Genomic DNA, 23,601 nt, shown 5'->3' on the forward strand with positions numbered 1-23,601 from the left:
GTTTTTAATACGGATTCTTAAATGATCCCAGGGGCTGTTCGGCTTTCCTTCACTTCTACTATAAAAAAATAGTAGCACAAACCATGGCCGTGGTTTGTACTACTAATGTTAGTATGTTTTTGATTTCTCTTAAGTAAGATAGAGGAACTTTTTTTTAATATAAAGAAATATTCACTTTTACCGTAGCACAAGCTTTTCAATTGAATCTGGCATTTTTAGGAGTACGCACCGAGTTATAAATTCCTCTTCACAAGCCAACCTAAAAGTATTGACATAGAGGAAGGTGATGCTGTGTGAAAGGAAATCAATATGGGCAGTATGTCGACTCAATATACACAAGCAATACGTATTACAGAGGAGAAACAATATGAATAAACCGTTTATCCCTCAGCTTGTTTATTTTGAACCGAAAGCGCTGGAGTATCCGTTAGGAAGAGAGCTGAAAGAAAAATTTGAACAGCTAGGTGTTGAGATTCGCTACACGACCTCTCATAACCAGGTGCGAAACCTGCCGGGAGACAATGAATTTCAACAGTATCGGATGGCCAAATCGACACTTGTGGTGGGCATTCGAAAGACGCTGAAGTTCGATACATCGAAGCCATCTGCGGAATATGCGATCCCATTTGCGACCGGCTGTATGGGGCATTGTCATTATTGCTATTTACAAACGACGATGGGAAGCAAGCCTTATATCCGTACATATGTGAATGTGGAGGAGATTTTGGCAGCGGCGGATGCGTATATAGCAGAACGTGCACCGGACATTACGCGATTTGAGGCTTCTTGTACATCTGATATTGTGGGCATTGACCATTTAACACATACACTAAAAAGAGCAATTGAACATTTTGGTCAAACGGAACACGGAAGATTACGGTTTGTGACGAAATTTCACCATGTCGATCACCTACTTGACGCGAAGCATAATGGGCATACGCGATTTCGATTTAGCATCAATGCCGATTATGTCATTAAACACTTTGAGCCAGGTACTTCGCCATTAGCGAAGCGAATTGAGGCAGCTGGAAAAGTCGCGAGAGCGGGGTATCCACTTGGGTTTATCGTCGCCCCGATTTACTTACACGAAGGTTGGAAAGAGGGGTACTATCATATGTTTGAGCGCTTGGATGCAGAGTTACCACAAGACGCTCGGGATGATATTACGTTTGAATTCATCCAGCACCGATTTACGAAACCTGCTAAAAAGGTCATCGAAAAAAACTATCCGAAGACGAAACTAACGTTAGATGAATCGACAAGACGATATAAATGGGGGAAATACGGTATCGGTAAATACATTTATCAAAAAGACGAAGAAGAAGACATAAAAAAATATTTAACGGAGTATATGCAAAAATTCTTTCCAAATGCGAAGTTTGAATACTTTACTTGAATAGTTTCTAGCCTGTTATCAATCAAACAGGGGCTAAACATACGTATTTGTGGATTAGCCCCTTTTTAATTGCAATGCTTTCTGAGACATTTTTACCGTATTTAACGGGAGTAAAATATATCAAGTTAGGGATAAATTGTTTATTTAAACATTAAAATGAATGTTTTTTACAAGTGCTCTCTGCTTGTATGACAGGAGTATATTTATACTTGTTGATATTATGATAGAATAATGACAACATATTTATTCACGAATAAGTTAATCTGAGGAGAGTTTGTAGTACTTAGTGAGGTGGATGAAGAACAGATTAGGTGAAAGGTATCTTATCGGGTCTATAGCATTTAGTATTAGATGTTCTAATTTATATACCCAAAATATTTTGCAAAAGTCCTGAATTAGGTGAATTTTCATAGTTTAATTGTATGATATAAAGGGGATTTGAATATAGAGATAAGGGTGTACAATTTTTATGAAGAGACATAAAATAAGGTTGATTTTTATTTTAGCCGCTGTTTTATTATTAGTTTTTATTAGTATAAGTTTGTATTCCACATCTTTAAGGACGAAGATGACAGTGCAAGAGTCCATTGTAAATCAAAATCTAACGGCAGCGAAATCGATTGCTTCAGCAATGGATATTGATACATATGAACAGTTTTTAAGTAACCGTACGCGCACGGAGCAGTATTGGAAGATTCGAAGTTATTTAAATGACGCGAGGGAAAAAACAGGAGCTTTGTATGTGTATACAATGGAAGTGGATAATCCAAAAGTAGCCACATCATTGATAGTAGGGCATCCTCCAAGTAAAGGGGGCAAAGACAATTTTCCAATTGGTGATGTTTGTAGTGTACCGGAAGCGCAAGTAAAGGTGGCTTACTTTGAAGGGAAACCATTTGTGACAGATATCATTGAGGATGATCGGTATGGTACTTATTTAACGGTTGGCGTACCAATTAAAGGGGAAAAGGGGCAGATTATTGGTTATTTGGGAATCGATATAAGCGCAGAGACAATCGAGAGTATTCAAAATACGGTTCAAGAAAATAATGTGAAAATTTTCGAACTCAATGTCGTATTTACTTTAGGTGTGATTGCTTCCTTTTTACTTTTACAAAGTTGGTACCAAAAAGAAGTAGCGACAGAAGTAGGCTATACAGAAGATACATATCAAAATGAAATTAGAGCATTAATTGCCTCTGTTTCTTCCTTAAGACATGATTTTACAAATCATATTCAAGTGATGCATGGGCTTTTAAAAATCGGGGCTGTGGATGAGGCGGAGAAATATGTAAACGCTTTATATAAAGAAGCGCAGGCAATTGAATCGATTAAACTCAATATTGATCATCCGGGTCTATCCATCTTATTGCAAACGAAAAAATTAGCTGCACAAAATCATCAGATTGATATGGATATTACGACCGCTCACCATTCCTTCGATCAACTGAAGACAACAGATTTGATTAAAATATTGTCCAATTTAATTGATAATGCGATGGATGCAACACTAGAGTTACTCGAGCATGAGCGTAAAATAGCGGTTATTTGTGAAGCGAATGACACGCATTATATATTTAAAATTATCAATACCGGGCCTAACATTGTCGATAAGGAACGGATTTTTCACCAGGGCTATACGACAAAAAAAGAACAGCAAGGAAAGGAGAGAGGACAAGGATTGTTTATTGTAAAGGAAATTGTCCATAAATATGACGGTCATATTTCGATTGAATCAACAAATCCTTTAGAGACAACCGCTATTGTAGAAATTCCTTTAAAATAAGCATGAAGGGGCATCGGATTTAGATAGCCCCTAATTTTTTTTACAAATTTTCTTTAACCTAACCATAAACGGACTGCAGTAATGCCACCAACATTTTAAGTGGTGTTTCTAACAATTCCCCTAAAAAAGCATTCCTCTATTGCAAGCCGCGCAGTAAAATCGTAAACCGTATCCACAATGTCTATTCCAATATTCCACACATTCCCTCTAACTTAGCGCTCCTTAAAGTGCTTGAAAATCTGCTTTATTGAAACATTAAAATGAATGTTTTTTTATAAGTAATCTCTACTTGTATGATAGGAATATTTTTATACTTGTTAATAATATGATAGAATAATAATAATGTAACTTACTCACTAACGATTTAATGAAGAATGTTTATTTATAGGGCTTAGGGGTCGTGTTTTTATTTTTTTAACGTTCTGTAATTACGCACTTACTATAGTCTAATAGTTCGTTATAAAGAGGTTTTGAATATACATATAAGGATGTACAACTTTTTATGAAGAGACATAAAATAAAGCGGATTTTTATTTTAGCCGTTGTTTTATTATTAGTTTTTATTAGTACCAGTTTGTATATTACAACGTTAAGGACAGAGGTCATTGTTGAAGAGTCGATTGCCAATCAAAGTTTAACAGCGGCACAGTCTATTGCTTCAGCGATGGATATTGATACATACGAACAATTTTTAAATAACCCTGTGCGCAATGAACATTATTGGGCAATTAGAAATTATTTAAATGATGCAAGGGAAAAAATAGGCGCTCTATATGTGTATACACTTGAGATTGATAATCCTAAAGTATCGAAATCCATGATTGTCGGTGGACCGAAAGAGGTAGTAGATAAGGTTGCGATAGGAGAAGTTTGTACTGTACCTGAAGAACAGGTGGCTATTGCTTATTATAAAGAAAAGTCCTATGTTACTAAGCTGATAGAAGATTTCAACTATGATAGTACATATTTATCCGTAGGGGCACCGATTAAAAATAAAGATGGACAAGTAATCGGCTATTTAGGTATCGATATTAGTGCAGAAACAATGAATGAAATTAAGCTAGTAGCAATCGAAAATAATTTATTTCTTCTTTTTATCAATAGTATTTTCATCTTCATTGTCATTACTTCCTTTTGGCTGTTACAAAGATGGTATCAAAAAGAAGTGGCGACAGAAGTAGGCTATACAGAAGATACGTATCAAAACGAAATTAAAACATTAATTGCTTCTGTTTCTTCTTTAAGACATGATTTTACAAATCATATTCAGGTGATGCATGGGCTTTTACAAATTGAGGCTGTGGATGAAGCGGAAAAATATGTAAACGCTTTATATAAAGAAGCGCAAGCAATTGAATCGATTAAACTCAATATCGATCATCCGGGTCTTTCCATCTTATTGCAAACGAAAAAATTAGCTGCGCAAAATCATCAGATTGAGATGGATATTACGGCTTTTCATCATGCCTTTGATCAACTGAAAACAACAGATTTGATTAAAATATTGTCCAATTTAATTGATAATGCGATGGATGCAACGCTAGAATTACCGGAGCATGAGCGTAAAATAGCGGTTATTTGTGAAGCAAATGACACGCATTATATATTCAAAATTATGAATACCGGACCTAACATTGTTGATTGGGAACGCATTTTTCACCAGGGTTATACGACAAAAAAAGAACAGCAAGGAAAGGAAAGAGGACAAGGGTTATTTATCGTAAAGGAAATTGTCCATAAATATGACGGTCATATTTCGATTGAATCAACAGGTCCTTTAGAGACAACCGCTATTGTAGAAATTCCTTTAAAATAAGTGTAAGTGGGGCGTCTGAGAGTTCTTAGACGCCCTTTTTCTAGTGAGCTCAATACGTTAATTTTCGAATGAGAAAGTGATCGTCTAGCAGCACCCAGTTTTGAGGGAAGGGATAGCCTAATACCCAGTAGCTGATGCCTTGTAAGTTATATTCTTTCACTAAATCAAATTTCGCTTGTGCACTTCTGGCGTCTTCAAACCATACCTCATGCTGCTGACCTTGTTCATCTACGTAACGGAAAAATGGGGATTGCGCGGTTGTATCGTATTGAATGGTGACACTATATTGATTTGCACGTCGAATGGCTTCTTGGGCACTAATTGTTTCGGCTTCTTGTCCTTTCGTGTGTGGTACTTTCCAATCTCTTGCGTAAATTTGAAAACCTAAAAAGAGTTTATCCGCTGGTATAACAGATAAGGCATATTCGACAACATTTCTCATTTGATTGATAGGTGAGATTGCTGTCGGTGGTCCGCCTCTCCAACCCCATTCATAAGTCATTAAGACAACAAAATCAACAATCTTGCCATGCCCCTCGTAGTCATGTGCTTCATATAAAAGACCTTGCTGTGCGGAGCTTGTTTTTGGCGCAACGGCAGTGGAAACAAAATAGTCCTTTGGATGAAGTCGGTCTACAGCCAATTGAAGAAAGGCATTATAATGTTCACGATCCTCTGGGAGTACATTTTCAAAATCAACGTTGATCCCTTTATAGCCTTTTTCATCCATCACTTGAAGAATATTGGTTATTAATTTTTCTCGCAAATCAGGACTAGCTAAAACGATATGCGCTAAATTAGATCCAGCTTCCGTTGAAGTGAAGTTTGTAATAGACATCATCGGTACGACACTATAATCCTTTGCTGCGGCTAGCATTAAGTCATCATCAAATGGCTCTAATGTTCCATCTTCTTTCACCATATAAGCAAATGGACTGACGTATGTGAATAAAGGGCTGAGTGTATTGATAGATTTAGCGCCAGCTTCATCACTTTGATACGTATAGGCATTTACCTCAATCGTTGGCTTTGCTCTTGGGATAATTAATTGTACGCCAGCATAAATGATATTTGGATTTTGAATTTGATTGGCGTCAATAATCATTTGAGTAGAAATACCATACAGTTTGGCGATTTGCCATAGTGTTTCCCCAGGTTGAATGACGTGGATGATAGGTGGAATATACAATCGCATACCGGGATAGAGAACATCTGGATTTGGCAGTTCGTTTGTGAGGGTAATCGCATCAACCGAAACGCCGTACCGCTGTGCAATCATCGATAACGTTTCTCCTTGCTTCACCGTATGCATAGATCCAGGTACAGGAATCAGAATCGATTGGCCAATCAATAGGTGGTTTGGATTTGGTAGTTGATTGATTTGCTGGATGGCATCTACATGGATGTTGTAACGATTCGCTAATGCCCAAAGTGACTCGCCTTTACGAACAACATGAATGATCAATGTACAGCTCCTTTTGATTAATATGTTACTGCATCATATGCTTGTTCATACAAGATAAGAAAAAATATTGCTTTTTGCTATGTGTATTAGCGCCTCTTTTCTAAGTAGAAGATTGGATTTACAGAAATGGCACATAATAATGTTGAGTGCGGAAAACTAATGAAGGAAAGAGGATTATGATGAATGTACTAGTCGTAAAAGCAAATAATCGTCCAGATGGCGTTTCAACACGAATGTATGAAGTGTTTATCCAACAATTAGAAGAAAAAGAAAACATCCATATGACAACATTTGATGTATTTAAAGAAGATATGCCTTATTTTGGCCAAGATATATATAATGCTTACGGTAAATTAGAACATAATGAAGAATTAACGGAATTAGAGGCACGTTTAATCACAGCACAGCAAAAAGCACAGCAAGCGATTAAAGAGGCCGATGTTGTCGTATTTGCCTTTCCGTTATGGAATTTAACGATTCCAGCGCCACTACACACATTTTTTGATTACACATATGCCGTTAACTTTGGCTTTAAATATAACTCAGAAGGGAAGCTAGTTCAATTATTAACGGACAAAAAATCTATAATATTAAATGCACGTGGCGGTATATACTCTACCCCAGAAAAAGTATCAATGGAAATGGCTGTGAATTATGTACGAAATGTAGTAGTGAACATTTTTGGCATGGCTTTAATCGATGAAGTAATTATTGAGGGGCATCATGCAAATCCACAGGAAGCAAATGCAATTGTTGCTGCTGGAATTGAAAAAGTAAAGGCTGCAGCCCATAAAGTAGCCGCATTAATGGAAATGTAGTCGGATAGTGAATTGTTGAAAGCAGCTGTCACAGCTGCTTTTGTAATATACTAAAATAGATACCATTTTTGGTACAAAAGTGCAAAAAAGTTATGATAAAAGAAAATAAAAACTCCTCCAAGTGGGCAAGATACATGATGAAGAGTACGAAAAAGGAGTCCATATGCCCCTTTTGTATATTTCTTCAAGTATCACATCCAAGGAGGAGAAGCATTATGCCAACTGTTCAAGTAAACTGTACTGTATCGAATTGTGTATTCCATGCCAAAGGAAATATTTGTGGAGCCGAAAAAATCACCGTTGATATGGATCACCATCCCGATTATAAGAACAAAGCAAATACAGAGTTTGCTGCTGATTTTGACTTCCGCAAAATTACGGAAGAGGCAAGCCATTCTTCTGATACGTGCTGTAAGACGTTCAAACCAAAAGGGAAATAAGCGGGTAAATGAACGAATAGCACACATTTTGCAAAGGAGCCGTCTAAAAAGACATTTTGAGACGGACCCTTTGCGACGAGGATGGTGGCATTTTGATGTGACCACCACAGGAGCAATATTGCTTAATGGATCATTATTAAGGAATAAAGGGGTGTCCAGAAAGTTTTTACTTTCTGGACACCTACTTTTCTATTATCAAGATGCCCTAAAAACCCACTCCATTAAAACAAGCATGTTTTGCCAATAGAGGAAGGAGACGTCCCTATGCATTAAAAGGAAAATGTTTGAAGTTCATAATCTAAGTTTTCAAAGCTATCTAATGTAATGGTACTTAATTGGAAGTAAGTTTGGATTTCTTCGGTTACACCGTTAAAGTCGTTCTCATCTTCGACTACTAATGCATCTAACTGGATCGCTACATCACCAAGATCGGTTTGAAGAAGGCTAGCGATTTCCTGTGCTTTTTCCTCTGTTACCGCTTCGTTTGTAATCAGTTTAATATCGAGCTTTTCGATAGGTGCATTTGCATAAGAGATCGCCTCTGTTACACCTGTTAAATGTGCATTCGTCATAGCTAATCCGTTGATGCGTTGTTCAATTAATTTGTTTAGCTCAATATTGACATTTTCAGCATAGTATTCTCCGAAAATTTCTCCGTCCTTTACTTCAAAATCATAAATCGCGCGAGTATTTAAGGACTGAACGGTCACTTTCAGATCATTGCTAAATGGATTTTTCGCGGCTGTCGATTGTGCTACTGTAAAGTCTTCGTTATACATTTCGTTTAATGTGTCGATCGCCTCTTGTTCTTTTTTTGAAGCAGTCGTTGTTAGTGTTAAAATCCCTGCGACAATGACTACTAAAATAAGCGATGCTAAAGTAAGTATTTTTTTTCTTGTCATGTGTTAACTTCCTGTTCTTACATATTTTCATTCTATCATTCTCTATCAATTATAAAGTGGCAGTAATGGAAGCGCAATGAAACGGGTGGAGAATGGAGTAGACATGTGAGGGATTTTTGAACGGTTTGTTTATTTTATGGAAAAGTTTGTCCCTTTTTCTTTTCTTCATTTCGATAGTAGTTAGTAAAAGGGGAGTGGACTATTATGGCATTTGAGTATTTACGTGGGTACGTGACATTTTCATCCGTAACAGAGATGGATGAACATGTAGCGAAACAGCTTGCTAAACATGAAGCAATTTTGACAGAGGCAGAACGGGCTATTGTGTATAAAATTGCGTCCCATGCACTTGCTTATCCAGGTGTGGCTCATTTAAAGGCAGAGACGATTGCGAAAAGCTTAAAGTTAAGTACAAAAACGGTTTATCGTGCAGTGAAAAAACTTAGCGAACTAGGCATGATTGAAAAGGTAGCCACAACAAAGTTAAATGGTATTAAAGGGGCCAATATTTATCGAATTTTACCTATTGTCTCATTAGAAATGTCCGAACGGGTAGCAAGAGCGGAAGCAAGTAACCAAGCGGATGAGATGGCAACTTCTGAGAATCAATCATCTTTTTCTTTTAATCTTTCAAAAACAAGCTCTATCTATACTATATATAAAGAATTACAAAGTGAAATGGCGCACCGAACTGTTTATATGAATGAATTCCAGCAAACACTCTATCACTTACTCATAATACTGCCACTAAAAGACGAGTTAAAGGATGGTCTACATAGAGCGATATTAGCTAGCAGTGTGAACAATAGACACGAGTTTATCCTGGCACGGGATGCATTAATGGGCATCATTCGTGATGTAGAATCGGGAATGCTTACGATTACAACAACACTTCGAGCGGTTTTCAAGGGCGCTTATGAGAAACGCTGTTTTCGTCCAATCTGCCCACCCAAACGAATACAGCCACAAACGCGACCGCAAGTGGTGTTTTATGATTGGTTAACAGAACGTGAGCAATAGAGGGGGGATTTCACTTTAGTAAAGTTATTGGAAAAATTATGGTAAAACAAACGTCGGTTTGATAAACTTATAGCGTGTTGGAAAATGTTTGAATAATGATATAGTCACTCAAAAGTTACGATACTATATAATGTTGGAGGATGTATGAAACAGAGCGATAAAGAGATTTTTCTTCAATTAGTTGTCGGAAATATTATTTTTGCGGTAATAGGAATTGTCTTATTAAATATAACGTCTTCAAAAAATATATTTGTCTCAATTACTCAACTCTTTTCATTACAAGAGGGCGTATTTAGCTTAATCGTTGGTTTAGTTGGTTTCTTTGCTGTTAGTCTTTATACGTTTATTGTAATAAAAGCAGGGAAAGGCTATTTCCCTAACACAAAAGGGTCAAACGTCATTGTGCAACTGGCAAACAATCAAAAATTAAGTTTAATCGGTATTGTTCTGCTTCCTTCTATATTAGAAGAGCTTTTGTTCAGAGGCGTGATCCAGCCTCTTATGGTAGAGATGTTCAATCCATTTTGGGGAGTGATTATGACTGCCTTTCTTTTTATGCTAGTGCACATTTCAGATCAATATAAAGGACAGCCGTTTTTATTATTTCATACCTTTTGGTTAGGAATTATAACGGGGGTAGCTTTTACGATGACTAACAGCTTGTGGGCACCCATTATCATACACTTCCTGAATAATTATTGGAGTGTGAAAAAAATTCGAGATGGAACAATCGGCATCAAATCTTAAAATAACCCCTTGCTTGAGTAAATTAGGTAATTCATTCAATAAACATAACCTCATGAATCTAACCTACTCAAATATTAATAGGGAACTGTGAATTTGTTTATAAAAAGGTGATTTAATAGATTTCTAGTCAATTTTAAGTCTTAAACTATTCCTTTTATTTAGAATAAATTCAAAGTGTGATCCGCACTTTAATAACTTTATAATTGAATTATTTTCTATTTTACAAAAAAGAATATTGACAATATTTAGTTGTTCGTTTAGATTAAATACTAATTTCAATTTAAAAAGCAATGAAGAGGATATGAATCGTTTTTGTGAAGATCGATAGAGAGGGAAATCACCGGCTGAAAGTTTCCTGATTGGACGAATTGATTTACTCCCTTGGAGCTGTGCTAGGAAACTAGTGACGTGTACAGGCGTTATCTGTATCAATGAGCTACTGATGGAAAGCATAAGTAGGAATTTGGGTGGAACCACGGGTATTCAAACACATACTCGTCCTTTTGTGGACGAATATGTGTTTTTTTATTTACTAAAAAAGAAAAGGAGAGGTATTATGTCAAATCAAGAAGTAACAATTCAATTTCCAAATGGCGAAAAGAAACGTTTTGCCAAAGGTGTTACGCTAACCGAAATTGCAAAAGCAATTAGCCCAAGCTTAGCGAAAAAATCAATTGTAGGTAGCGTAAATACGACAACAACCGATTTGACGCGACCAATTCTAGTGGATGCTGAAATTTCTCTTTATGATGCAACATCAGATCAGGGGTTAGAGGTGCTTCGTCATTCAACAGCCCATTTATTAGCCCAAGCGGTGAAACGTTTATATCCAGAGGCAAAATTTGGAGTTGGTCCAGTAGTCGAAAACGGATTTTACTATGATATAGAGATGGCCCATACATTAGTGCCGGAAGATTTACCATTGATTGAACGAGAAATGAAGACGATTGTAAACGAGAATTTTGTAATTATCCGCAAAGAAGTATCCCGAGAAGAAGCGAAGCAATTATTTGCACATGATGTATTAAAGCTGGAATTACTAGAGGCGATTGCTTGTGATGAATCAATAACGATTTATGAACAAGGTGAATTTAAGGATTTATGTAGAGGGCCGCATGCACCATCTACAAACAAGTTACAGCACTTTAAATTAATGAATATTTCAGGTGCTTACTGGCGTGGAGATAGTAATAACCAAATGCTTCAACGTATTTATGGTGTTGCCTTTGCTACGAAAGAGGCTATGGAGGAATATTTTGTGTTCCTTGAGGAGGCTGAAAAGCGTAATCATCGTAAGTTAGGAAAAGAGCTTGAATTATTTATGTTTTCTGAAGAAGCACCAGGTATGCCGTTTTATTTAGCAAATGGTCAAATGATTCGTAATGAACTGGAAAGCTTTCTTCGTAACTTACAAGCAAGCTATGATTACAAAGAAGTTCGTACGCCACTTATGATGAACCAGCGCTTATGGGAAAAATCAGGTCATTGGCAGCACTACAAAGAAAATATGTATTTCACACAAGTAGATGAACAGAAGTTTGCGTTAAAGCCGATGAATTGTCCAGGCCATATGCTGATTTATAAAAATGATTTGCATTCGTATCGCGATTTACCGATTCGTATGGCCGAGTTTGGTCAAGTACACCGTCATGAGTTTAGTGGTGCATTAAATGGGTTGCTTCGTGTCCGTACATTTTGTCAGGACGATGCCCATATTTTTGTGACACCGGAGCAAATTGAGGACGAAATCGCATTAGCCTTACAAATTATTGACCATGTATATAAAGTATTTGGTTTTGAATATGAAATCGAACTGTCTACTCGCCCCAAAGATTATATGGGGGAACTTGAGCTATGGAATAGAGCTGAGGAAGCGTTAGAAAATGTGTTAAAGCGTTTAGGGTTTGAATATAAAGTGAATGAAGGAGACGGAGCATTTTACGGACCAAAGATTGATATTCATATTCGAGATGCCATTAAACGTAGCCATCAATGTGCAACAGTACAACTAGATTTCCAACTGCCAGAGAAATTTGATTTAACATATATTAATGAGGATAATGAGAAAGTACGACCAGTCGTGATTCACCGAGCCGTTTTCGGTTCAATTGATCGCTTTCTAGGCATTTTAATCGAGCATTTTGGTGGTGCTTTTCCACTATGGTTGGCGCCAAAGCAAGTTCAAATTATTAGCGTTTCAGATGTGCATACTGCCTATGTAGAAAAGGTTGCGAGTGAATTACGCAAAGCAAACATTCGTGTTTCAATCGATAAGCGTAATGAAAAACTTGGTCGTAAAATTCGAGATGCACAAATGCAAAAGACACCGTATATTCTTGTACTTGGCGATCAAGAACAGCAGAACGGAACTGTCACTGTACGAGCGTATAAACAAGATGGATTAAAAACATTATCTATCGAGGCGTTTGTTGAACAGATACAACGAGAGATTCTAGAAAAACAATTACCGTTGTAATCTGAAAGCAATCAAATAATTATTTTATGGTTATTTATTTTGATTGGTATTAGCGTTTCGAATTTAATAATTAGATTTGGAGTTTCTTCTATTTAATATTAGCCCCTTTAAGTAGACAATGTTAAAAAACCTACAGTCCGCTGTAGATAACATTTTACTTAAAGGGGATTTTGTATGCCGAGAAAAGGAGATTCAAAATGTGTTAAAAATGACTATCTTGTTGAGACACTGAGCTTCATTGAAGGACATCTTGATGTATATTTATAAAAAATGAGTTTTTTGATAGAAATCATCTGCTTGTAAACGTAATAAGAGTATAGGGTCCTTAGAGTGGAGGTGGAAAATGAGAATTACAGAAAAAAATGTAGTGGAACAACTTATAGTGAAAAATGAAAAAGCGTTATTTTATATAGTGGAGCAATACGGCGGAACTATTAAGGCCATCATTAAGAAATATTTAGGAAGCTTAGAAATGATTCAAGACGAGTGCTTAGACGACGTACTTTTATTAATTTGGAATAACATTATGTATTATGACGAAAATAAAAATTCCCTCAAAAACTGGATTGCTGCTATTGCTAAGCACAAATCGATTGATTATCAACGACAATATAAAAAATTTCTTCTTCAACAAGAATTTGAAGATCATATGCTCGTCGATTTTCAGAGTGTGGAAGCACAAGTAATGGACAATATGTTAAGCAGTCAAACGGAACAGCTGCTTTCATCTTTAAAAAAAGAGGATCAATTATTATTTATCCAACATTATGGTGAACAAAAAAGTATTGAGGAACTTTCACATGCTCAGGGTATACATAGATCGGTTCTTTATAATCGGTTATCTCGTGGGCGTAAAAAATTACGTACAGTATTTAAAAATAAGTTAAATGAAAAGGAGGAATCTACTTGAAAGAATTATTTGAAAAGTTGAATGACGAAAAAATCAATTTTGAAGAATTCGAAGAACACCCCTTAACAACTATTGAAAAAAAAACTATTAAGAAAAGAATAAAAAAGAAATTAAATAGACGTCGTTCGATTCCAGTCAAAACATTTTCAGCAGTTGCCTCATTTGCCCTTGTTTCAATTATTGCTGTGAACTCTAATTTTGCATTAGCGAATATCCCGATTGTTGGAGAAAAATTAGAAGCTTTCGTTTATTCACGAGACGGCGCACTTACGGATTTTAAAACAATTATTGGCGATTCCGTTGAAGATAACGGTGTAAAAGTCACTTTAAATGAGGTTATTTTAGATGAGGGGCAACTTCTTATAAGTAGTACATTCCATACAAATTTAAAAGGGGATGATTTAGCTTATAATTGGTTTTCGCATATTGATGTATATATTGACGGTCAAAAAATAGAAATGGGTGGTGGTGGTGGCCCACGAGAAATAACTGAATCATACATTAATTACTTTTGGACTGCAGATATTGGACAGATTGATTTACAAAAAGAAAAAGCGATTCGCATCGTATTTAATGATTTAGAAAGAAGCGATTCTGACAAAATGTTAAAGGGGAAATGGTCGTTTAAATTTAACGCTTCTGGAGAGAACTTAATTGCTAATTCAAAAAAAATCCCGATTCATCATAGCTTTACTTTAGAAAATGGTCAATATATTGAAATAGAGGAATTGGTTTTAACACCTGTTTCTTCAAAATTAGTTTATAAAATGAGCAATATTCATGATAATGTCTATTTTAAAATAGAGAACGACCGTGGAGAAGTAATACAAGAGACAATGGCGCAACAATTTCACTTTGAAAACTATAATCGTTTCGCGGCGTTAGAAGGTGATAAAATTAAAATTATACCAGTAGTTGCAAAGGAAGATCGCTCCGAAGAATACATTCTTACTAATGAAATAATCGAACTTGATTTAGATGAAGGTTATTAATAGATTAAAATAGCTTTGCCAATCCACTATCAATTGAAATGATAGTGGACTGGCTGTATTGATAGTTCACCAATAATCCTGCTAAAGTTTCGCAAAAATGACTTCTCTTCTTGAATAAGTCATTTTCCACTTTTCATACGGTTAGTTATCATCCTTAGCGATCTATGGGCTTCATTTCTTATAATGGGTTGCTTATCATGTTGTTCAATCCTCATAAGCGTGTTAATCACATTACTGTCGTTAAAGCTTTCAAATGATCTCACCAATTTCCAGCGGGTAATGTCATCATTGCCATGGTCCTTTAAACATAACATCAGTGCATCGATTATTGGATAATCGTCATGTAGTTTATGGTAAAAACAAATAAATCCTATTGCATCAATCACTTCTCTTATTGCAAGGAGATTGTCTGTTTTTAGTACAGCTATTAATATGGGTAGAATTTCTTCATCCATATGGGCCAAAGTTCTGGCAATAATGTCCCTAGGCAAAGGATAGCTATTTTTATGGAAGCCATGAGTAGGTAATACGTTATGTTGGTTAGTGCCGATCTTCCCTAAATAGTCGACCATAACTTTCGCGGATGTAACGTTCCCTTTTGAGAGTGCATGACATAATTCTATTTTTGTATAAAGTTTTTTTCTTGTGTGAGTGTATAAAGAAACAAATGAGTTAACTCATCGCTTAACTCATGTTTCTCTGCTAATAATTTTACAGCGATAGTTCTTTTGTATGCTTCTTTGGATTGCATCATTTTCAAGAGTTCTATTTTAGTATGATTATTGTAGTGTTGCAAATCTTCCATTGTAATCTTTCCACGATTTTTCAACTGAGCATCAGAACTTTTCATTTGCTCCTCCTTTTAAAACATCTGGCTCGTATACTGACATTTTGTATCCGTCACTTTGACAGCAAGAGTGGATTTTTGATTCTCACTTTTGTGGTGCAGCACCTATCCACCTAAATGGCACTGATCTTCTGCTTCTGTTTTAATATCAAATCGCTCTTTCATTAGGTGTATGCCGCGAGCACAACACATTCTAGTTGTTTAAAGTTATCAATAACAGCAGCAGGCACTTTCATAACGTCTAAACCCTCAAGCAGAGCTAAACAACTCGCATAAATATTTTTCACATCGATCATACAATGAAACGGTTTGGTAAAGATTGTTGCATGGAAATACCTTTCGAAAAGAACGTTTGTTTCCTTTGTTTTAGGAAAAAAAGACCTTTTTGGCCAATTTTTTTGATAACATGATTCAAAGAGAGAATTTTGTTTGTAAAATTAGGAAGGGTAAAAAATAGTATTGATAAGGGTTTATAGGAATAAACTAGATTATGTATGAAAAAAACAATATATATCTTTATATGAATTAGACATAAAGTGTGTATTGAAAACTGAATATTCTATTTAATTAGATTTTTGGTGTTTGCGAATGGAAAGTGGGTACTGTATATTCGTACTATACTATTAAATATTTAAAGGGGGAAGGTATTAAATGCAAAATATTATATTGATATTATTTTTGCAACTTGTGTATGTACCATTGCTAACTTTAAGAACAATTTTTCTAGTAAAAAATTTACCTGTATTTGCATCGATAATAGGCTTCTTTGAAGTGTTGATTTATGTCTTTGGATTGTCTTTAGTATTTAGTGGAGATCAAAGTCTATTAGCGATGATTGTATATGCTTTAGGGTTTGGTTTAGGCTTAATTGTTGGTACAAGGATTGAAAATAAATTAGCAATTGGGTATATGTATGTAACGATTAACACTAATTCAAGAAATAATGCCTTCTTAGAAGTGATTAGAGCAAAGGGGTTTGCAGTCACTGTTTATGTCGGTGAAGGAAGAGATAGCCAAAGGTATAAATATGAAATTTTAGCTAAGAGAAACCGTGTTAAGGAGTTAAATGAAATTATAAGTAGTTATGAACCTACCGCATTTGTAGTCACTTACGAACCAAATTCATTTAAAGGAGGGTTTTTACTAAGTAAATTGAAATAAGAATAAATTGTAATGAAGAAATTATTTTTTAGATTTTACGTAATATTTAGTCTTTTTTGAAAAAAGGGTTTGCGCTATCTGTTTTTTATTGGTGTTTTAATTATTTATTGGAATAGTATGTGAAGAAATAAAATATTTATTTTGATGATTACGTAGTAAAACCGACAAGTATTTTGTCGGTTTTACTACGTACTATTCATAAAGTACATATTAGTTGATAATATATATCGATATAGGAAGATAAATAAGTAATCAAAAAATTAGGTAGATGATAATTGTTCGTACAATTGAAGTTTGAACTGTCTGAGGGCTTCTTGTTGTATTTAATACATGTCGTCTTTTCGCCGAATCGTATAGTCGATATGTAAAAATGCTTTACCGAACAGCGTCATATCATGTGTAGCTATTAGTCTATCTTGTTCCTCTCGCATTACAAAATATTCGTGTAATGGTAGTTTGAAAATATATTTACCAATGGCTAAATAAGTGCCAGCATCACCTTGTGCATCACTCGTTAAATACAAGCGATTATTTTTGGTAGAAAGCTGTAAGATGCCGTGCATAGATGAGAAGGGGAGTGGCAGGGCGATGTTCATATATCGCTGATTCTCATATTGATGCTGTGAATAAATAGCATTAAAAACGGGTTGCCCTTGAATGGATCGTTGCCAGACACGAGGTTTTTCACGACCATCGAGCAGCGCGTTCACTTTCCATATTTGTCCGTCCATCACAGCAGACTGTGACGAGTACGGTAAATTGAGTTGACCCATACGCCGACTAATCAATTGATAAATAAATGCCATTGGTTTAAACCATGTTGCCCATTGGACAGACGCCGTTAAGTGAAAATGAGTTGTCTGTTCATAAAAATCACATATTAAAGCAGGTACTTTTTCTTTATCAATGAAATCAGCCATATCATCGACTAAACCTGGATGGGGCTCATTAGAAGCAATGAGTTTCCCGCGGATTTGACTAACAGGGAACAGATAATCCTGCTGCTTTGTTGGCGGAATAGAAAGGCTCCAAGCAAGTACGATGACGAGGCCAAATCCTAAACAATTGAATATACCATGGAAGTTCAGCATAGTAGGAATGTCTGCAAGCACTAGTCCCGTTAAATTACTAAAAGCATATAAGAGTGACCAAATAATGGTGAAGCACAATGTTAAAAAGGCGAGGCGGATAAACAATCCTTGCCACCTAGGTAGCTTCCATGTCATCACCAAATAACTAATACTAAAAATCGCTACGACATATAAACTGACGGCTAATATTTCAACGATTCTAGAAAATGTAATCCCAATCGCCACTAACATCGGTCCTGCCGCAATGACAGTACAACAAAAACGGTAATAGCGTGTCATGTACAGGCGGCCAATTAATCCAACTGAAATACATAGTAAAAATGCAGAGTAGTGAAAATGAATCGCTGTTAACCAAGTAATGATGGGACTGAAGCCTGTATCCATTTGTAAGTGGAAGGCTAGAAACCATAGCCCACCCATCACCAGATAGATGAATCCAATATCAATCATTATTTCAGCCGTATTGACAAAGCCACGTCTTAAAAATCGTTTAATACCAAGCGATGCAATAGTAAGGGTACTTATTAAATAAGCGAGGACGCACAATAGTATGACGCCTTCCTGCTGTGAAAAATAGAGTAAGGTGACACTGAATTGTCCAATGGCAATAATGATTTTTTGCCATCCTTTCAATAGCACTAGCTGCTCTACGACAATCGGCACAAATAATAACTGTGCTACTGTTAAATAATAGTAGATAGAGGTTGGTCCATTGAAAAGGATAAGGGACATCATGCAAACGATGCCAATCATAGTTAAAGGTCTAAGGAGCACACGGCGTAAACTGTCCAGCATACATCATCATCCTTCCAATGAAGTCATTAAAGATGGATACATGAATAGTATAAACATCAAGTGCATCATCATAGCCTTCTGTCACCACGACCCGCCCCATCAATTTTTTAGGTAATGGCAGCTCTTTTTGGCCAACAACGATTCGTTGTTGCTCCGAGCGAATCATTAAAAATCTATCCTTCGTCACATCAAACTTTAAATCTGAATAAAATAATGCCGGATCACCCAAATAATCCTTTACGATTTGCCGGTCTAAATCGACAGTCATGGTCGCATTAAATTTCCGAACCGCATTTGGAAAGAAAAAAGTCCGTTCCCAGTAAACTTCTGCTTCGTTTTCATTGTTCATGTGGCATGTATTTGCAATCGTAAACGGGATCATTTCACCGTCTTCGGGAAATAAAAAACGATTTTTCGTAAATAATCCATACATCGGGCGTAAAATGGACGGTCCAGAACGAATCACATGCATCGTACCTTCCGCATAAAAGGGCTCTTGTAAAGGGAGACGATACCTTTCTTGCAGCTTCGGGTGGAGACGTTGAAAATCGTCTGCTAAAAGTGTTTCATAAATCACGTTGAGCACCTCTTTTTCGTTTACAAGTTCTCGCTGTTGGCAACTCTGTTCTTAATAGCCAGGCGACGATTGACAGTACCCAAAGTGCGAGATTAAATGTGATGACATTGAACGGCGCTATCGCAACATGAGGTGCTGCGAACACCGCACTAGCTGACAATATAGGAAAAAGTACAATCTGCGTCATCAACAAATATTTATGCCATTTAGGAATAAGGAACAATATGCCGAGTAACATTTCGAAAATGCCTATCCCAAAAATGGTCGTAGTCGCTTGTTGTGCTGACAGTGGGGAAAGGTTCATGAGCATCTCAATTTCAAGTGGATGTTGACCAATCGCTTTTGGCACAAGTCCTTGGTATAGCCAAACAAAACAAAATAATAGACAAATAAAATAATAGCTGAAAAAACGGCGATACTGTGTAGCAGGTCCTTCTCCCGTTTGGAGCCATCTAGCCAATACATCAAAGCTAAGAGCTGTAGCCCATCCCATCATCGGTCGAAATAGCTGATCAAATAATTGGCCTATCATACCGAATCGGACGTCATAGTCATATTGCGTTAAAAACGTGACACGCTCACCGTTCGGGATATACTGCCAATAGCCGCGCCCCTCCTTAATAGGTGAAATAAGCTGTGGTGTGCCAAAATGGAGGGAAGAGGTTTTAACACCACTTTCTTTTTCATGTGTCCCTTTACTTTCACCCCAGCCAGAGACGGCAATCCCAGGCATAATCTTCGTTGTATACGTGAATGTTTGAGGCGCATCTTCATATTCTTTTTCATTATAGAAAATCTTTGTGAAACGCAAATCCCATTGTTCGTGTAAATGCGGCTGCTGTGTATAATGCCAAACTTGATCGATAGTACCATCTATATTGATTTCTACGTAGATCGGGTTCTTTTTCATTGCTTCAGCCCCTTTGTGTAATATGTAGACATATTCATTAGAATTTTAGTATTTTTATTATGGTAATTATACCTTTTTTTGTATTAATTACCCTGTATTTGTTCTAAATTCAGGGGAAGTTAACAAAAAAACGCAATTTTGAAGGCATAAAAGCAATCGAAAAGTAGCTCATTTCGATTGCTTCCAGTGTTTTGTCTGTATTTAAATAATGATATGCTATTGCTTATCGGATATCTCTTCTAATAATTAACCATTCTCTACCTGACTATTTTCAACCAAACTTTCTTCTTTCCGTGGTTTCCAAATGACAGCTAGTATGATCATCGCACTCACAATGGTGATGGAGCTAAGTACGATGGCAGATTCGTTCCACACGGCGCCATCATAGAACAATAATTCGCGTAAACCATCGATCATATAGCGCATTGGGAGCCATGGATATACCCAATCTTTATAAAATACCGGCATGACTTCTGGTGTCATTTGGAGTAACGGTAATCCAAAAAATAATAATAAAACAAATAACGGGACTCCAGGCATACCAATCCATGTCACAACGGCTAAAATGAGTAATAGAAAGCTCGTGCATGTGATGGATAAAAATAGTGCTGTATTCGTAAAGCTAGGAAACTCATAATTTAAAATACTTGTAGCTAGCCATGTTAATCCGAAGCCGGCGACAATGCCGATGATGAAACTAACACCGATTTGAAGCAATCTAGCTTTCAGTTGTTCCATCTTACTATTAAATGTTCGGTTTCTCATTGCAAACCATAGGAACATCGCGCCGAACAAGCTGCCCATCCAAATCGGTTGGAATAATGATAATGGTACATTTCCCGTTGAACCAGTAGGGTGAAGCATTGTTGTGGAAGATGTAATAGGTGCTGTATAAAGTAATGCTTGATCCACTGATAATGAGACATTTTGAGCTTGGAATGTCGCCAGTAGTTCATTACTGATTTTTTCATTTATGCCGTTAACGATGCTATTTAAAGCTTGATTGACGTTAGTTGCTACTGTAGCATTTTTCCCTTGGTTGACGTACAGATTGATTTCAGGGGATAGCGGGGTAGCCGTTTGTAACGATGTATAGTGTTCACTGAAATTCTCGGGAATAACAAGCGCGCCGTAATAGCTTTGATCATCCATTCCTTGCTGCATTTCTTCTAAATTAACAATCTTCCACGCAATCATTGATTCTTCACTTGCTGGATTTTGCGCGGTTAATTGCTGAATGATGTTATTCCCTATATTGATTTCGCCTACACCTATATCTTCATTGACAATAGCGATTGGCAGGTTTTTGGCTGATTGATTAACGATTGGAATTTGCGTACAAACAAAAATAAATAGAATGATAAAGGACACGATCGGTGCCAAGATTAAAAACTTATTCATCTTCATAATTTCATCTCCTTATTTTTAAATAATAAACAGACTGTTGATTAATGTGCACACTGTATATTATATTCAATCTATAAAAGAAAACCATCAACAATAAAAGGCACACTGTTCATTTCTCAACATAGTCGTACAAACTGTTCATTAAAATATGAAAAGAGGGGATTTTTTTGGCAGCTTCAAAACAAGATCGTAGAGTAGTAAAGACAAAAAAAGAAATTAGGCAAGCCTTTACAACTTTACTCGAGGAAAAGAGCTTTGATGCGATAACCGTGCAAGACTTGACAGAAAGAGCAAATATTAATCGGGGTACATTTTATCTGCATTATCAAGATAAATATGATTTACTAGAGCAATGTGAAGATGAAATCCTGGAGAAATTAAGAGAAATTGGGAAGAATCTATCGGTATCAGATTTGCGTTCTTTATTAAAAGAAGAAATGTATTTTCCACTTTTCGTCCGATTTTTTGAGTGTTTTCAAGAAAATGCACCGTTTATGCGTGTCATTTTAGGACCGAATGGCGACCCTTCTTTCCACGGAAAAATGAAGCAAGTCATGTTGGATAACTTATGGAGTCACTTTATTTCTAAAATGGATACGTCCAAGTTTGCTATTCCGATCGATATTTTGACGACCTATGTTAGTTCGGCGCATTTAGGCGTGGTTCAGCATTGGCTAAATGAAGGCATGAAACAATCGCCAAAAGAAATAACTGCTATTTTAATTAAAATTATTACGAAAGGTCCGTTAGAAGCAGTTGGATTACCAATTCATCAGGATTCTAAATGATGGGTATGTACTGGTTAGTTGGAGTTTGTAATTACAGGTGGGTTATCTAAATGAGAGGATGGACGACTATACGTGTAAAATTAGAGAAATGATTTTTTAGTATGAATCAGTAGCTACTTTTATTCTAGTACGCCGTAGTAATAGGATGTAATTAAATTTCATAATGAGGTGACTGTATATGCCGAAAATGGACAATGTACTAGCGATTCTCTGGATGCTTAGCTCGGGTGAAAAAATTACTGCTAAACAAATTTCAGAAAAGTTAGAGATGAATATAAGGACTGTATATCGTTATATTGATACACTTTCGACAAGTGGTGTACCTATAGTTTCAGATACAGGTCATAACGGCGGCTATACTTTATTGAATCATTTTATTGAAGCACCTCTTTTTTTCGATTTTGAGGAGCAAACAGCGCTCTTTCACGCTGCTATTTTTGCAAAAGAAGCTGGATATTACGGAGGAGAAGCGTTAAATCGGGCTATTTCGAAGCTAAGCAACTATTCAAACCAAGAGCAAGAAACAAAGGTAAATCAACATGTAACTAGTCTTGAAGTCATCAGTCGAATTCGTCCCATCTCACTGGAACCTGTTTTGAGGGAGCTGGAACAGGCAATAGCTAACGAATATTCTATAAAAATTCGATACCACAAAAGGGGCAAAGAGCAATCAGAGTATAGAGTGGTCGATCCATACAGAATTATTTATTGGGATAATAAGTGGTATGTTATTGGGTTTTGTCATCTTAGGGATGATATTCGTAGTTTTAAAGTAGAGAGAATGGAAAGTGTAGTGGTAACTGAAAATAAGTTTAACCAACTAGAAAATTTTTCAGCACGTGATTATTTTTTTAAAAACCTTCTTCCTACGATAGAAGATCAGGAAGAGGTTATGCAGTTAGTCATTGATGGAAACGAAAGTACGCTGAATGACGTTTGCCAGCATTGGTTTTTAGGGAATTATTTGCAGAAACGAACTGCAAACCAGGCAGTATTCCTTCTTGAAAAAGAGATTATACATACACATGTACCTTATTTGCTTTTACCGTATGGCAAATCTATTCACATTATTGAGCCAAAAAGCCTTAAGAAAAGAATGATTGAAGTGCTATCTGAATTAATACAATTTCATCAAGTTTTTTCTTTATAAAATAAAATTAAAAGATATTCTTGAAAATAAAATTAGCACTTACTACTAGAGGTGATAGATATGATGACGAAAAACCATAATCATGAACGAGATCAACTTGAGATGAT

Annotated in this window: 21 protein-coding genes; 13 read left to right on the forward strand and 8 right to left on the reverse strand. The window is 36.2% G+C overall.

The features are described 5' to 3' along the window. Positions 1-367: 367 nt before the first annotated feature. From splB to AAGS61_RS20485, 3 genes are all read left to right on the forward strand, one after another. Positions 368-1,396 carry a spore photoproduct lyase gene (gene splB / locus AAGS61_RS20475; RefSeq protein WP_391376475.1) on the forward strand — a complete coding sequence of 343 codons (1,029 nt, stop codon included), beginning with the start codon at positions 368-370 and terminating at the stop codon, positions 1,394-1,396. Between the two features lie 469 nt (positions 1,397-1,865). Beyond that, the gene (locus AAGS61_RS20480) at positions 1,866-3,182 is read left to right on the forward strand and encodes an ATP-binding protein (RefSeq protein WP_391376478.1); all 1,317 of its coding nucleotides are present in this window, start codon (positions 1,866-1,868) and stop codon (positions 3,180-3,182) included. Between the two features lie 502 nt (positions 3,183-3,684). Then, complete coding sequence (locus AAGS61_RS20485; RefSeq protein ID WP_391376481.1) at positions 3,685-4,998, forward strand: GHKL domain-containing protein; 1,314 nt, start codon at positions 3,685-3,687, stop codon at positions 4,996-4,998. Positions 4,999-5,047: 49 nt separating this feature from the next. On the opposite strand, the gene AAGS61_RS20490 is transcribed toward AAGS61_RS20485, so the two are convergent. Next, positions 5,048-6,463 carry a LysM peptidoglycan-binding domain-containing protein gene (locus AAGS61_RS20490; RefSeq protein WP_391376484.1) on the reverse strand — a complete coding sequence of 472 codons (1,416 nt, stop codon included), beginning with the start codon at positions 6,461-6,463 and terminating at the stop codon, positions 5,048-5,050. A 179-nt stretch (positions 6,464-6,642) separates the two neighbouring features. Here AAGS61_RS20490 and AAGS61_RS20495 point away from each other — a divergent pair, with 179 nt between their 5' ends. Further along, on the forward strand, positions 6,643-7,281 hold the full coding sequence (locus tag AAGS61_RS20495; RefSeq protein ID WP_391376487.1) for an NAD(P)H-dependent oxidoreductase: 639 nt from the start codon (positions 6,643-6,645) through the stop codon (positions 7,279-7,281). Between the two features lie 215 nt (positions 7,282-7,496). Beyond that, positions 7,497-7,721, forward strand: coding sequence for a DUF1540 domain-containing protein (locus AAGS61_RS20500; RefSeq protein WP_391376490.1), 225 nt, complete (start codon positions 7,497-7,499; stop codon positions 7,719-7,721). 269 nt (positions 7,722-7,990) lie between these two features. Here the strand turns inward: AAGS61_RS20500 and AAGS61_RS20505 are convergent, their stop codons facing one another. Further along, positions 7,991-8,623 (reverse strand): hypothetical protein, encoded by a 633-nt coding sequence (locus tag AAGS61_RS20505; protein ID WP_391376493.1) that lies wholly within the window; start codon positions 8,621-8,623, stop codon positions 7,991-7,993. A gap of 204 nt (positions 8,624-8,827) precedes the next feature. Here AAGS61_RS20505 and AAGS61_RS20510 point away from each other — a divergent pair, with 204 nt between their 5' ends. The 5 genes from AAGS61_RS20510 (at position 8,828) to AAGS61_RS20530 (ending at position 14,768) form a co-directional block, all read left to right on the forward strand. Beyond that, entirely contained in the window at positions 8,828-9,643 is an 816-nt protein-coding gene (locus tag AAGS61_RS20510) for a helix-turn-helix domain-containing protein (RefSeq protein ID WP_391376496.1), read from the forward strand. Positions 9,644-9,787: 144 nt separating this feature from the next. Next, positions 9,788-10,390 (forward strand): CPBP family intramembrane glutamic endopeptidase, encoded by a 603-nt coding sequence (locus AAGS61_RS20515; RefSeq protein ID WP_391376499.1) that lies wholly within the window; start codon positions 9,788-9,790, stop codon positions 10,388-10,390. A 556-nt stretch (positions 10,391-10,946) separates the two neighbouring features. Next, entirely contained in the window at positions 10,947-12,866 is a 1,920-nt protein-coding gene (gene thrS / locus AAGS61_RS20520) for a threonine--tRNA ligase (RefSeq protein ID WP_391376501.1), read from the forward strand. Between the two features lie 343 nt (positions 12,867-13,209). Next, positions 13,210-13,776, forward strand: a complete 567-nt coding sequence (locus AAGS61_RS20525; protein WP_391376504.1) for a sigma-70 family RNA polymerase sigma factor — start codon at positions 13,210-13,212, stop codon at positions 13,774-13,776. Next, the gene (locus tag AAGS61_RS20530; protein WP_391376507.1) at positions 13,773-14,768 is read left to right on the forward strand and encodes a DUF4179 domain-containing protein; all 996 of its coding nucleotides are present in this window, start codon (positions 13,773-13,775) and stop codon (positions 14,766-14,768) included. Before AAGS61_RS20525 ends, AAGS61_RS20530 begins: the two co-directional genes overlap by 4 nt. 119 nt (positions 14,769-14,887) lie before the next feature. Here AAGS61_RS20530 and AAGS61_RS20535 read toward each other — a convergent pair whose 3' ends face one another. Together AAGS61_RS20535 and AAGS61_RS20540 are read right to left on the reverse strand one after the other, a co-directional pair. Then, a complete protein-coding gene (locus tag AAGS61_RS20535) occupies positions 14,888-15,223 on the reverse strand; it encodes a hypothetical protein (RefSeq protein ID WP_391376510.1) in 336 nt (111 codons plus the stop codon). Between the two features lie 164 nt (positions 15,224-15,387). Then, positions 15,388-15,618 carry a hypothetical protein gene (locus AAGS61_RS20540; protein ID WP_391376513.1) on the reverse strand — a complete coding sequence of 77 codons (231 nt, stop codon included), beginning with the start codon at positions 15,616-15,618 and terminating at the stop codon, positions 15,388-15,390. A gap of 648 nt (positions 15,619-16,266) precedes the next feature. Between AAGS61_RS20540 and AAGS61_RS20545 the strand changes: the two genes are divergently transcribed. Beyond that, positions 16,267-16,776 (forward strand): DUF2179 domain-containing protein, encoded by a 510-nt coding sequence (locus tag AAGS61_RS20545; RefSeq protein ID WP_391376516.1) that lies wholly within the window; start codon positions 16,267-16,269, stop codon positions 16,774-16,776. Positions 16,777-17,099: 323 nt separating this feature from the next. Here the strand turns inward: AAGS61_RS20545 and AAGS61_RS20550 are convergent, their stop codons facing one another. The 4 genes from AAGS61_RS20550 to AAGS61_RS20565 form a co-directional block, all read right to left on the reverse strand. After that, positions 17,100-18,662, reverse strand: a complete 1,563-nt coding sequence (locus tag AAGS61_RS20550) for a YndJ family protein (protein WP_391376519.1) — start codon at positions 18,660-18,662, stop codon at positions 17,100-17,102. After that, entirely contained in the window at positions 18,631-19,239 is a 609-nt protein-coding gene (locus AAGS61_RS20555) for a DUF4166 domain-containing protein (RefSeq protein ID WP_391376522.1), read from the reverse strand. Before AAGS61_RS20555 ends, AAGS61_RS20550 begins: the two co-directional genes overlap by 32 nt. Then, complete coding sequence (locus tag AAGS61_RS20560; protein WP_391376525.1) at positions 19,229-20,149, reverse strand: DoxX-like family protein; 921 nt, start codon at positions 20,147-20,149, stop codon at positions 19,229-19,231. Before AAGS61_RS20560 ends, AAGS61_RS20555 begins: the two co-directional genes overlap by 11 nt. A 246-nt stretch (positions 20,150-20,395) precedes the next feature. After that, positions 20,396-21,556: a YhgE/Pip domain-containing protein gene (locus tag AAGS61_RS20565; RefSeq protein ID WP_391376528.1), complete on the reverse strand. Its 1,161-nt coding sequence runs from the start codon at positions 21,554-21,556 to the stop codon at positions 20,396-20,398. A 167-nt stretch (positions 21,557-21,723) separates the two neighbouring features. Between AAGS61_RS20565 and AAGS61_RS20570 the strand changes: the two genes are divergently transcribed. Beyond that, positions 21,724-22,344, forward strand: coding sequence for a TetR/AcrR family transcriptional regulator (locus AAGS61_RS20570; RefSeq protein ID WP_391376530.1), 621 nt, complete (start codon positions 21,724-21,726; stop codon positions 22,342-22,344). A 178-nt stretch (positions 22,345-22,522) separates the two neighbouring features. Further along, positions 22,523-23,494: a helix-turn-helix transcriptional regulator gene (locus AAGS61_RS20575; RefSeq protein WP_391376533.1), complete on the forward strand. Its 972-nt coding sequence runs from the start codon at positions 22,523-22,525 to the stop codon at positions 23,492-23,494. Positions 23,495-23,601: the final 107 nt, after the last annotated feature.

The sequence above is a fragment of the Lysinibacillus sp. KU-BSD001 genome (genome assembly GCF_042920265.1).
In the GTDB taxonomy this organism is placed as follows: Bacteria; Bacillota; Bacilli; order Bacillales_A; family Planococcaceae; genus Lysinibacillus_B.

Bases quoted from the DNA above. Each gene is read 5' to 3' on its own strand.
- thrS (WP_391376501.1), top strand. From the start codon at position 10,947: ATGTCAAATCAAGAAGTAACAATTCAATTTCCAAATGGCGAAAAGAAA.
- AAGS61_RS20575 (WP_391376533.1), top strand. From the start codon at position 22,523: ATGCCGAAAATGGACAATGTACTAGCGATTCTCTGGATGCTTAGCTCG.
- AAGS61_RS20480 (WP_391376478.1), top strand. From the start codon at position 1,866: ATGAAGAGACATAAAATAAGGTTGATTTTTATTTTAGCCGCTGTTTTA.
- AAGS61_RS20500 (WP_391376490.1), top strand. From the start codon at position 7,497: ATGCCAACTGTTCAAGTAAACTGTACTGTATCGAATTGTGTATTCCAT.
- AAGS61_RS20495 (WP_391376487.1), top strand. From the start codon at position 6,643: ATGAATGTACTAGTCGTAAAAGCAAATAATCGTCCAGATGGCGTTTCA.
- AAGS61_RS20545 (WP_391376516.1), top strand. From the start codon at position 16,267: ATGCAAAATATTATATTGATATTATTTTTGCAACTTGTGTATGTACCA.
- splB (WP_391376475.1), top strand. From the start codon at position 368: ATGAATAAACCGTTTATCCCTCAGCTTGTTTATTTTGAACCGAAAGCG.
- AAGS61_RS20515 (WP_391376499.1), top strand. From the start codon at position 9,788: ATGAAACAGAGCGATAAAGAGATTTTTCTTCAATTAGTTGTCGGAAAT.
- AAGS61_RS20510 (WP_391376496.1), top strand. From the start codon at position 8,828: ATGGCATTTGAGTATTTACGTGGGTACGTGACATTTTCATCCGTAACA.
- AAGS61_RS20525 (WP_391376504.1), top strand. From the start codon at position 13,210: ATGAGAATTACAGAAAAAAATGTAGTGGAACAACTTATAGTGAAAAAT.
- AAGS61_RS20535 (WP_391376510.1), bottom strand. From the start codon at position 15,223: ATGGATGAAGAAATTCTACCCATATTAATAGCTGTACTAAAAACAGAC.
- AAGS61_RS20485 (WP_391376481.1), top strand. From the start codon at position 3,685: ATGAAGAGACATAAAATAAAGCGGATTTTTATTTTAGCCGTTGTTTTA.
- AAGS61_RS20505 (WP_391376493.1), bottom strand. From the start codon at position 8,623: ATGACAAGAAAAAAAATACTTACTTTAGCATCGCTTATTTTAGTAGTC.
- AAGS61_RS20560 (WP_391376525.1), bottom strand. From the start codon at position 20,149: ATGAAAAAGAACCCGATCTACGTAGAAATCAATATAGATGGTACTATC.
- AAGS61_RS20565 (WP_391376528.1), bottom strand. From the start codon at position 21,556: ATGAAGATGAATAAGTTTTTAATCTTGGCACCGATCGTGTCCTTTATC.
- AAGS61_RS20550 (WP_391376519.1), bottom strand. From the start codon at position 18,662: ATGCTGGACAGTTTACGCCGTGTGCTCCTTAGACCTTTAACTATGATT.
- AAGS61_RS20540 (WP_391376513.1), bottom strand. From the start codon at position 15,618: ATGAAAAGTTCTGATGCTCAGTTGAAAAATCGTGGAAAGATTACAATG.